We start from the raw sequence: 11,067 nt of genomic DNA on the forward strand, positions 1-11,067 counted from the left end.
GTCGGCCGGTCAGACGGCTTCGAGAAAGAGGTTGCCGTATTCGTCCACGCGTCCGTTGAAGCCCGGCAGCACGCAGGTCGTGGTGTCGTCCTGCGCGACAATTGCCGGCCCGACAAAGCGGTGTCCCGCCAGCAGCGCGGAGCGTCGGTAAAGCGGCACGCGCCGCCATGCTCCGTCCAGATAGACGTCGATCTCGGATTCGACGCGCGGCGCGCCCTCGCCCACGGCAATCTGCGGCAGCTCCGGCTTCGGCGTAGGCGCGGTGATGACAAGCCGCAGCGCCACCACCTGGATCGGCGAGCTCTCGTCGCTGTGTCCAAAAAGACGCGCGTGCTCGCGGTGAAACGCCTGCGCAATCGCCTCGATGTCGCCGCCGATGATTGCCTGCGCGGACAGCGGCGTGTCGATCTCGAACGATTGCCCGCGATAGCGCATATCGGCCGACACGACAATGTCGGCGCTCGCGTCCGTGCCGCGCTCGCGGATCACCCACTCGCGCGCGTCCGCGTCGAGACGTGCGAGGTCTTGCGCGAGCAGTTCGAGCGACGCACGGTCGAGCGGATAGTATGTCGTCCGAACAAAGTCGTTTTTTGTATCCGCGATCAACCCGCCGAGCGCGCTGAGCACGCCGGGCGTGGTCGGCACCAGCAGATTGCGCACATTGAGCGCACGCGCGAGAAAACAGCCGAGCATCGGGCCCGCGCCGCCGAACGGCATCAGCGCGAAGGTGCGCGGATCGATCCCGAAGCGCGAACTCAGTCGGCTCACGCCTGCATACATGCCGGAAATGGACACCTCGATAATGGCCGCTGCGGTTTGATACACATCGAGTCCGAGACGCCGCGCGAGCGGCTCGATCGCCCGGCGCGACGCGTCCACGTCCACCTTCACCGCGTTGTAGCCGAGCGCGGCGCTGCCAAGCACGCCGATCACGGCGAAAGCGTCGGTAATGGTCGGGCGGGTGCCGCCGCGTCCGTAACAGACGGGACCCGGGCTCGATCCCGCACTTTCGGGTCCGACCTTCAGCACGCCGAACTCGTCGACCCACGCAATCGATCCGCCGCCGTCGCCGACTGACGATACGGATACCGAAGGAATATGAATCTGAAATTCGCCGATATATTCGCCGGTCGCGTATTGCGGCTTGCCGTCGACAATCAGCGCGATGTCCGCAGTCGTGCCGCCAATGTCGAGGCTCATGCAGTCTTTCAGCTTGCACAGCTTCGCGAGATAAGCCGCGCCGATCACGCCCGAGGCGGTGCCGGACAAAATCATTTGCACGCAGTTCTGTTTGCCGTGTTCGGCGCTCATCACGCCGCCATTCGACTTCGTCACCTTCAGATCCGCGGCGACGCCGCTTTCGGCCAGCGCGGCCTGCAACTGCGTCAGATAGTTGGACACGCGCGGCTGCACATAGGCGCCGATGGTCGCCGTCACCGTCCGCTCGTATTCGCGGATGATCGGCCACACCTCGTGCGAACACGATACAAAAACGCCCGGCAGCGCGGCCTCGATCAGCGCCTTCACCTGCTGTTCATGCGCCGGGTTGCGATAGGCGTGCAGCAGCGACACCACCACGCCTTCGCAGCCCGCCGCCTGCAAACCGCGCACGGCGTGCAGCACGCTTTCTTCATCGACGGGCGTTTCTTCCTCGCCGTCCGCGCCGAGGCGCCCGATGACACCGAACACGCGGTCACGCGGAATCAGCGGTGCAGGACGGCTCGACATCAGGTGATACATGTCCGGAATCTTCAAACGCGCGATGTCGAGCACGTCTTCGAAATTTCGCGTGGTGATGAGCCCGAGCTTGAGCCCACGGCGCTGCACCACCGCATTCACGCCCACTGTCGTGCCATGCGTGAAATACGTCACCTCATGCGGCTCGATGCCATAGCGTTCGCGCAATCCTTCGACACCCGCCAGCACTTCGCTGCCGGGACTGTCAGGCCGCGAGAAAACCTTCAGCGTGCGGATACTCCGCGTGTTCTCGTCCAGCACCGCGAAGTCGGTGAACGAGCCGCCAATATCCACTCCGATTCTCAAACCCATTGTCGTGTCCTTGCCTGTCTAAAGTGAGGTGCGCGTCGGCGGCTTACGCGTGCTGTCTGCGTTTGTCGATGACATCGCGAATCTGGTAGTAACTGCCGAGCGCGGGCATGAACCAGGGCTTGCCTGCGTAAAGCGGATGCGTGACCATCGGCGCGCCATAGGCGCTCGTCTCCGGTGCCTGTCCTTCGACGATCAGGCGCGCGACCTTGTAGCCGAGGTACGTCATCATCACGACGCCGCTGCCGTTGCAGCCGAGCGCGTAGTACATGCCGTCGGCGGTACGGCCGAGATGCGGGAGGAAGTCGAGCGTGAGCGCGACCGTACCGCCCCAGCTATACGCCACCTTGACGTCGGCCATCTGTGGAAAGCGTTCGACCATCTGTGCATGCAGAATCGCGGCCGACTGCCGGCGATCGAGGTTGTAGAAACGCGCGCGGCCGCCGAACAGCAGACGCTTGCCGTCCGGCGAATAGCGGTAATAGTTGACGACACGGCGCGTTTCCGAAATGCCGCGCCGCTTCGGTATCAGCGAGCGCTGCAAATCGGCGGGCAGTTCTTCGGTCGCGATCTGATGCGATACGACCGGCACCACACGACGCTGCAAATCGGGCATCGCGGCACCCGTGTAGCCATTCGTGCAGATCACCACATGCCGGCTGACCAGTGCGCCGCGCGACGTCTGGACGCCATACTGCGCCCCTACGCGCGTGATGCTCCTAACCGCCGCGCGGCTGCACACGGTGACGCCCGCGCCGCGTGCGGCGGCGAGGAGCCCCCCGAACATCATCGACGGATGCACCTGGCCCGCGCGTTCGAGCAGTACGCCGCCGGTGTAGATGTCGCTCGCGAGTTCGGCGCGCAGTTCATCGCGTGAAAGCATGTGTGCGCCGGCGCGCGCATACGTGTTGAGATTGACGATGCGCTTGCGCCACGCGGCCATATGCGCGTCGGTCCACATCGCGTTGATGCGCCCTGCTTTTACATAGCTGCACTCGATGGCGTTCTCGCGCAGAATGCTCTCGAAAACGTCATACGAGACCGACGCTTCGGTGAGCAACTCGTGCTGTTTTTCTTCGGACGCCGAACTGTCTAACTTCTTTCCAGACGGCGCCTTGCCCACGTTGACGCCGCCGGATACCTGACCGCCGCTCAGCGTGCTTGCGCCGATGCCCGGCACATCGGCCTCCAGCACGGCAACCAGCAACCCCTGCTTCGCGAGTTCGAGCGCGCATGAAAGGCCCGCATACCCGGCGCCGACGATGACCACGTCGACCTCGCGAGGCAAGCCCGACATGAGTTCGTCGTGCGGACGCCAGTCTTTCCACCAGTACGGTGTGTCGGAGAAGTCGGAGGAAAAAACCTGATTGCGCGTGGACACGGTTGAGTCCCTGGTTAGAGTGGAACTGCCCTGCTCGCGAGACGCGTCAAGGCACTAAACTATTAGCTATGCTTACTTATTTAGAGAAGCGGTTTTCTGCGATTCTTCAGTCACCGCGCTGCGATCCTCAGCGAGCGACGCAAACAGCGCGTCGCTCACGTCGTGCAAGGCATCGCGTGTAATCGCAACAATTTCGTCGACGTCCGCCCGCGTAGCGACCAGCGGCGGCGCGAAGCCAACAATGTCGTGCGTGCCGAGCGCGCGCACGATCAGGCCGCGTGCGAGGGCGGCCTGCGCGACGCGCTGGCTCGCCTTGACTGCGGCGGGAAACGGGCGGCGCTCGCCGCCGTCGGCCATTAATTCGAGCGCGGCGAGCATGCCCACGCCTCTCACATTGCCGACGAGCGGGTGGGCATCAAACGCGTCATGCAGACGTGCCTGCAAATAGGCGCCGACTTCAGCGGCGCGCCCGACGAGTTGCTCGCGCTCGATGATGTCGAGGTTCGCCAACGCCGCGGCCGCACACACGGGATGCCCCGAGTACGTCCAGCCGTGACTCATCGCGCCGTGCGCGCGCGAACCGCGCTCGATCACGTCCCACACGCGCTCGCTGACCATCACCGCCGACAAGGGCAAATAGCCGCTCGTCAAGCCCTTCGCCACCGACATCAGATCGGGCTTGAGCCCGTAATGCTCGCTGCCGGTGCGCGAGCCTAGGCGGCCGAAGCCGCACACCACCTCGTCGACGACGAACAGAATCTCGTGGCGCGCAAGCACCGCCTGGATCGCCGGCCAATAGCCGGCGGGCGGCGGCACGATGCCGCCGGAGCCCATCACCGGTTCGCCGAAAAATGCGGCGATCGTGTCGGCGCCTTCACGCGCGATCAGTTGCTCCAGGTCCTCGACGCAGTCCTCGACAAACTCGGCCTCGCTCGCGCCGCGACGCGCGTCGCGATAGAAGTCGGGACTTGCGGTATGCAGTACCTGCGACATCGGTAAATCGAAACCCGCGTGAAATTTGGGCTGGCCCGTCAGACTGCCGGTCGCGATGCCCGAGCCGTGGTAGCTGCGTTGCCGCGCGATGATCTTCTTCTTGCGCGGCCGGCCAAGCACATTGTTGTAGTACCAGGCGAGCTTGACCTGCGTTTCGTTGGCGTCCGAGCCCGACATGCCGTAGAACACTTTCTTCATGCCAGGCGGCGCCCAGTCTTCGATCAGACGCCGCGACAGTTCAACCGCGGGGTCGTTCGAGAAACCCGCGTACGTGTGATAGAACGACAGCTGGCGCGTCTGCGCCGCGATGGCGTCTGCCATTTCCTCGCGTCCGTAGCCAATGTTCACGCAATACAGTCCCGCGAATGCGTCGATGTAGGAGCGCCCCGCGTGATCTTCCATACGGATGCCTTTTGCGCGCGACATCAGCCGCGCGTCCAGCTGGCCGGACGCGTGATCGGCTGCATGCGTGCCAGGATGCATCAGATGTCGCCGGTCGGTTTCGAGCGTCAGCTCGCCTTGTTGCATGACGGAGTTCATGGCGGTGTCGATGAAGTTCATGTTTAGTCTGCCGCTGATCCATGTGCCGGCGCGTCCCACTCGGGATGCCACGCCGCCTGGCTCACGCGGCCGTCGACACGCGCCAGTGCGCCGATGCGCGCCATCTCGCCCGCATCCAGTTGAAAATCGAATACGGCCAGGTTTTCGGCGATCCGCAAGGGATTCGACGATTTGGGGACGGCTGCCACACCGGGCTGCTGCATGAGCCAGCGCAGGATGATCTGCGCCGGCTTGCGCCCGTGTTCGCCCGCGATCTCCGCGATAACCGGATCGGCAAGCAGCTTGCCGCTGCCCAGCGGCGTATGCGCGATCAGCGCCATGCCATGACGCCGGCACGCGGCGAGTACTTTGGTCTGGTCCAGATACGGGTGGTATTCGCACTGATTCGCGACGAGCGGCACCGACGCCAGTGCGACCGCGCGATCGAGCAGTGCGACCGGAAAATTCGAGACGCCGATGTGCCGCGTCAAGCCGCTCTGCTGCGCGTCGCACAGCGCGCCGATGGTCTCCTCGAGCGGCACCTCGGGATTCGGCCAATGCACCAGCAACAGGTCGACGTGATCGAGCCCAAGTCTCGCGACGCTCGCCTGCGCGGCGCGCCGGAAGTCCGCCGCGCGCAATTCGGTGTGCCACACCTTGGTGGTGACGAACACCTCGTCGCGGGGCACACCGCTCGCCGCGAGCGCCTGGCCGACCGCCTCTTCGTTCTCGTAGCGCGCGGCCGTGTCGATATGCCGATAACCCGCCGCGAGCGCCGCGCGCACCGCCTGCACGCCTTCGTCGTGCGTCGACCGCCAGGTGCCGAGGCCAATTCGCGGTATGCGGGCGCCATGCGCCTCGACCACCGGCAAAGCGTCGCACGGCTGAAAAAAGAGTCCCATTGCTGTCATCGTCCTCACTGCTTGCCAAGCTCGACCAAGGTGTGCCACAATACGGCACGGCGTTCCAAATTCAGCGCATGAAAAGTAACACGCGCTTTTTTGCGTTGCAAGCGCGGCGTGTGCGAGCGCTCGTCCGCCGCGCGCGCATTTCGGAGATCTGCATGAAAAGTTTGCTGAAGAGCCTGGAGATTCTCGAGGCTGTCTCGCAGAACCAGCCCGTCAGCGTGGGCGTGCTGGCGCGCCTGCTCGACATGCCGAAGTCGAGCGTGCAGCGGGTGCTGCTGACGTTTCACGAGGCCGGCTGGCTGCGTCAGACGAGCGGCGACCTGACGCGCTGGGAAGTGGGTCCGCGCATTCTCGGCGTGCGGCCCGCCGCGCTGCGCGGCGGCGCGCTGTACGCGGCCGCGCGCGAGCCGATGCGCGAGTTGCGCGACCTCACCAACGAAACGGTTCATCTGTCGGTCCCGGACAGCACCAATTCGATGGTGCTGATCGACCGCGCCGACTGCACGCAGAACGTGCGCACGTTCAGCCCCATCGGCGACCTGAGCCCGTTTCACGCCACCGCAACGGGGCTCGCTGTGCTGGCATACATGAAAGACGCGGACGTGGATGAAATCCTGAGCCGCGATCTGCCGAAGTTCAGCGAGACCACGCCGTGCGATCCCACCGAGATCCGGCTGGAACTCGAACGCATCCGTCAGCGCGGCTATTCGGTGAATCTCTCGCAGTATCGTCAAGCGGTGTGCGCGATCGGCGCGCCGATCATCGACTCGGACGGCGCGCCCGCAGCGAGCATCTGCATCTCCATGCCGGAATCGCGCTACGACCCGGCACGTCTCGATGAATGGGGCAAGGCGGTGGCGAAGGCGGCGGCGGCAATCAGCGTTTGAGAAGCGGTGCGTGCACGGCCGCGCGGAACCTGTCATGCGCTGCGGGCCTGTCATGCGCTGCGGGCCTGTCATGCGCTGCGGGCCTGTCATGCGCTGCGGGCCTGTCATGCGCTGCGGGCCTGTCGTGCGCTGCGGGCCTGTCGTGCGCTGCGGGCCTGTCGTGCACTGCGGGCCTGTCGTGCACTGCGGGCCTGTCATGCGCTGCGGGCCTGTCGTGCGCTGCGGGCCTGTCGTGCGCTGCGGGCCTGTCGTGCACTGCCGGCCTGGCTCGCGCGACGCGCAGTGCGCGGTGCACGCCCCGCGGCGGGCGCGCCATTTACAAGCCGTTGTAATAACCGACGCGCACGGCAAAGCGGCGCTATTCGCACGCACGGCGGGCCGGCGGAACTGACGTCGGCACAGGCGATGCTGCACATACGATAGCCGCTTGTACGATAGCCGCCTCATTCACCGCCACGCACAGGAGCCACCCATGACCGAAACGCCTGCGCCTCAAAAACCCGATCCGCAGCAGTCCGAAGTCAGTCGCGGAACGCCGCCCGCCCGCACGCCCGAGTCGCTCCCCGAAACGGATCTCCAGCCGGATCAGCAGCCGGTGCGCGACGTACCGGGCATGGGGACACCCGGCAGTCCGTCGCCTGCTCCGTGAATCCGGTGTTCATGGTCTATTGGTGCGAGACCGTAGACGACGCCATGGTGCCGCGCTCCGCTTCCTTTCCGGCCGGCGCCATGGCGGATGCGCTCTCGTTCGCCGAAACCTTGCGGCGGCGGCGCGCGAGCGGCGAATCCGTGTCCTTTGTCACGCTCTGCTCCGAAAATCCCAATTCCGTAGGACTGCCGGGCGTTGCCGATCCGCGTCCGGACTACGCCTGGAAAAAACGCCGTCCGGCATTGCACCGGCATGCCGATTGCGGCCCAGCAGAGGGCGCGCGGCGGCTGCGTCGCGCGATCATCACTCAACTTTGGGAGGCATGGATGGCAAACGACAAGACCGAAGGACTCAAGGAAGAACTGAAGGGCATGGTCAACAAGGGCATCGGCTCGATCACCGGCAACGAAGCGAAAAAGGCCGAAGGCGAAGCGCAAATCACCGAGGGCGATAACCGCAAAGACCTCGGCGATCAGCGCGAAAATGCGGAGAAGGGCGAGGTCGATCCGGGCAATCCATCGAATCTTTGAATGTGCTGCCCGCCCGGTTGCCCGACGACGCCGCACGTCAGAACCTCGTGCGCAATCCGGCCATCACGCTGCGGCCGCCCTCGGGTGCAATGTCGCGGACCACGGAGCTCGCGTAGCGGATGTCCTGGTTCGTCAGGTTATCGCCGCGAAGATAGGCGAGCCAGTTCGTCGCGCCGACGTGAAACGCGTAGGTGAGAAGCACGCCGAGCTTCGTGTAACTCGCCGTCGGCAGATCGTTTTCGGGCACGCGGTGCTGGCCCCACGCGTGCTCCAGTTGAGCACGCGCGCCGAAGGGCCCATAGCCGTAATCGACTGCGAGCGTGGCGCGCAGCGGTGCAATGCGCGGCAGCGGCTGATCGTTGTCCATGTTGCGCGCATGCGTGTAGTCGCCGCCGAGTTCCACGTCCACCCGATGCGCGCCCTTTTGCAACACGCGCCACTTGCCGTCGAGTTCGACGCCGTAAAACTCTGCTCGCACGCCGCGATACACGGCTTCGTTCAGGAGAGCGACGAGGCGTCCCAGGCGGCCACGCCGTTCTGCAGAATGCGGATGCGGTCGCCATCCATACCGCGAATGATCGGGCGGCCCACATCGGGCCATAGGTCGTGGTCGACACGCCGGGCAGACCGTTGAGCGTCTCGCCGAGCGAGTTGGTCTGGCGGCGCGTCAGGGCGTCGCCATACAGCGCGGTGGCGGGCGCGATGAGGTCGGTATCGCCGAGCGGATTGGCGGTGACGAAAACCGGTGCGAGCGAGCCGCCCGCCGCCTGCGTCGCATTCCCGGCAGGACGAACGTTATCCGATTGCGCATGCGCCAATGCGGCGACGAGCGCGAGAGAAAATGGCGACAGCCGAAGCGCGCGCGCGGACGTGCGCGGAGGATTTTTATTCACGGTCTTTTGTAGGATTCGCTGTAATGCCGGTTTTGTGGTGCGCGTGCAATGTTATAACGTCTCACGCAGCAACCAAACCAACCCGGGCTCGCACCGAGGATTGAAACAATTGCCGATGCCTCCCGGCAAACGCCTCCCGCTCAATGACTGCGAAATGATATAACGTAACATTGATTCGGTAAAGTGACGGCGCGATGCCGTCCGCCGGTTCACGCGTCGCGCGCCGGCCGCGCGAGCAACACGGGCGTGCAGGCCAGCCGCGCCGTGCGCGCGGCGACACTCCCGAGCAACCAGCGCGCGACGCCGCGCCGGCCATGCGTGCCGACGACGAGCAGGTCCGCGTGCCATCGCCCGGCCTCGCGCACGATGGCGTGCGGCACGTCATCGCTAACGGGCTCGGTCTTGACGAGCGCCGTCTCGGCCCGGTTCGCGACCTCGGCGAAGGCGTCCGCGGCTCGCGCCAGAGCGGCGTGTCCCTCTTCGACGAAAGCCTCTTCGAGAACATGAATCGGCACGAAGTCCGTCAAGCGCACGGCACGGTCGATCACATAGATGGCGCGCAAGCGCGATTCCGGCAGAGCCAGCCGAAGACCTGCACGCAGCGCATCCAGCGACGCCGTGCTGCCGTCGAGTGCAAAAAGAATCCGCTGCGGAGACGGCCCGATGTCGGCTTCATAACCGGCGGGCACGATCAGGATCGAACAGAGCGCGCGCGTGGTGACGAACTCGGACACGGTTCCTTCCACCCAGCGCAACATGCCGTGATGCTGACGCGCGCCGAGGACGAGCAGATCCGCCTTCCATTCGGCCGCAGCGTCGATCAGCGCATTGGCCGTGTAGCCGCCTTGCCTCGAAATGTCGATGACGCCGGACTCCACCTCGATGCCCGCGTCGGCGAACATCTTTCTTGCACGTGCCACGGCCTGTTCGGCATCGCGGGCCAACTCATCGCGCGCAAGCTGCAACTCGGCGTCCGTCATGGATCCGAGCGGCAGAAGGACGCGAGGATTTTCCGCCACGCTCACAATGCGAATCAGCGCGCCGGGCAACGTCAAGTGACACACGTAGTCCGCCGCGCGCGCCGACTCGGGCGAAGCATCCACGGCAACCAGAATCCGCCTGATCGCGTCCGCGGCGTGAGCACCGCGCTCCGTTGAACTCATGATCCCCTCTCCATTGGGTTCCGGTTACGCCGCCGCGCCCGCCCTCGGTCTTCAGATGCCCGGCATGACCTGATACGGCTCGGTGTGGTCTTCCACCCGTTTGACGCCGGGTATGTTCTGCGCCGCCACGCGGAGCGCATCCACGGCCTCGGCGGACTGAAACACACCCCACAGATGCACGACGCCGTCGGTCACGACGATATTGCGGCCGGCGAACGCCCATTTGCGCCCCGCCAGTTCGCCCATGAGGATCGCGCGGATTTCGGCGTCCGAGAGTGTGGCGTCCGATACCGGCTCATCCGGCACGCTCGCGAGCGCCTGCACGAGATTGGCGCGGCTCACAATGCCGACGAGCCGTCCCGCCTTCGTCACGGGCACGCGCTTGATATGCCGCGTCTCGAGAACACCGGCCACTTCGCCAAGCGGCGTGTCAGGGCCGACGGTGACCACGTTCGTGGTCATCACGTCGCTCACTCTTGCCGCATGGGTCTTGACGTAATCGCGCGCCTCATGGCTCGCGGACCAGAAATCGAGCCACGACGTGCGCTTGCGCTCGTCAGTGCCGATTTCGCTGCGGCGAAGCAGGTCACCCTCGCTGATCATGCCGGCGACGCTGCCGTCCGAATCGAGCACCGGCGCGCCGCTTATATGGTTCTCGACAAATAGTCTGGCGACCTCGCGAATGGTCATGTCGGGTGTGACCGAAATGACCTTGCCGGTCATGACATCGGATGCGCGCATGGCAAGCCTCCTGGCTATTAGGTGTTGGCGTGACTTCAGATTAGGCGGCGCCGCGCACGCCCGTTTGACGTGGATCATGCCGGCGCGGGTTGGGCGCGGGTTGGGCGCAACTGGGACCCGCGCACGACCCCGACGCGGCCACCGCGCGGCGCCGGCGTGGGCCCTGGCTGACTCAGGTCAATTCCGCGCGTGGCATGCAGCCGATACTGATCGCGGTCCAACCATCGGGCAATGTCCCAGGCGTAGTTGAAGGTTGAAGGCGGCGGTTCGCCAGTGGAATCCGAGAGAATCGGGTTTCCAGGACCAACCTCCCGAACAGGGAACCAAGGAGAACCG

At 65.2% G+C, this 11,067-nt stretch carries 8 protein-coding genes and 2 pseudogenes; 3 read left to right on the forward strand and 7 right to left on the reverse strand.

Going from position 1 to position 11,067, the window contains the following annotated elements; all coding sequences use genetic code 11:
• Window positions 1–9: 9 nt before the first annotated feature.
• The 4 genes from HV711_RS22310 to HV711_RS22325 all read right to left on the reverse strand — a co-directional run bounded on the left by HV711_RS22310 (window position 10) and on the right by HV711_RS22325 (window position 5,871).
• Window positions 10–2,049, reverse strand: coding sequence for a hydantoinase/oxoprolinase family protein (locus tag HV711_RS22310; protein ID WP_035483776.1), 2,040 nt, complete (start codon window positions 2,047–2,049; stop codon window positions 10–12).
• 43 nt (window positions 2,050–2,092) lie between these two features.
• Window positions 2,093–3,427: an NAD(P)/FAD-dependent oxidoreductase gene (locus HV711_RS22315; protein WP_035483778.1), complete on the reverse strand. Its 1,335-nt coding sequence runs from the start codon at window positions 3,425–3,427 to the stop codon at window positions 2,093–2,095.
• Between the two features lie 72 nt (window positions 3,428–3,499).
• The gene (locus HV711_RS22320) at window positions 3,500–4,981 is read right to left on the reverse strand and encodes an aminotransferase (RefSeq protein ID WP_051224660.1); all 1,482 of its coding nucleotides are present in this window, start codon (window positions 4,979–4,981) and stop codon (window positions 3,500–3,502) included.
• Between the two features lie 2 nt (window positions 4,982–4,983).
• Window positions 4,984–5,871, reverse strand: coding sequence for an aldo/keto reductase (locus HV711_RS22325; protein ID WP_341809898.1), 888 nt, complete (start codon window positions 5,869–5,871; stop codon window positions 4,984–4,986).
• A gap of 152 nt (window positions 5,872–6,023) precedes the next feature.
• On the opposite strand from HV711_RS22325, the gene HV711_RS22330 reads away from it, so the two are divergent.
• The 3 genes and pseudogenes from HV711_RS22330 to HV711_RS22340 all read left to right on the forward strand — a co-directional run.
• Window positions 6,024–6,755, forward strand: coding sequence for an IclR family transcriptional regulator (locus HV711_RS22330; RefSeq protein ID WP_013591482.1), 732 nt, complete (start codon window positions 6,024–6,026; stop codon window positions 6,753–6,755).
• 472 nt (window positions 6,756–7,227) lie between these two features.
• Window positions 7,228–7,404: a hypothetical protein gene (locus HV711_RS22335; RefSeq protein WP_175145251.1), complete on the forward strand. Its 177-nt coding sequence runs from the start codon at window positions 7,228–7,230 to the stop codon at window positions 7,402–7,404.
• Between the two features lie 5 nt (window positions 7,405–7,409).
• Window positions 7,410–7,643: pseudogene (locus HV711_RS22340) on the forward strand (hypothetical protein); the annotation flags it as partial.
• Between the two features lie 328 nt (window positions 7,644–7,971).
• Here the strand turns inward: HV711_RS22340 and HV711_RS33535 are convergent.
• The 3 genes and pseudogenes from HV711_RS33535 to HV711_RS22360 form a co-directional block, all read right to left on the reverse strand.
• Window positions 7,972–8,436 (reverse strand): annotated as a pseudogene (locus tag HV711_RS33535) (TonB-dependent receptor domain-containing protein); the annotation flags it as partial.
• 600 nt (window positions 8,437–9,036) lie between these two features.
• Window positions 9,037–9,990, reverse strand: a complete 954-nt coding sequence (locus tag HV711_RS22355) for a universal stress protein (RefSeq protein ID WP_028361732.1) — start codon at window positions 9,988–9,990, stop codon at window positions 9,037–9,039.
• A gap of 51 nt (window positions 9,991–10,041) precedes the next feature.
• Window positions 10,042–10,731, reverse strand: a complete 690-nt coding sequence (locus HV711_RS22360; protein WP_035483780.1) for a CBS domain-containing protein — start codon at window positions 10,729–10,731, stop codon at window positions 10,042–10,044.
• Between the last annotated feature and the right edge of the window lie 336 nt (window positions 10,732–11,067).

This window comes from Paraburkholderia phenoliruptrix, from assembly GCF_902859825.1.
In the GTDB taxonomy this organism is placed as follows: Bacteria; Pseudomonadota; Gammaproteobacteria; order Burkholderiales; family Burkholderiaceae; genus Paraburkholderia; species Paraburkholderia phenoliruptrix.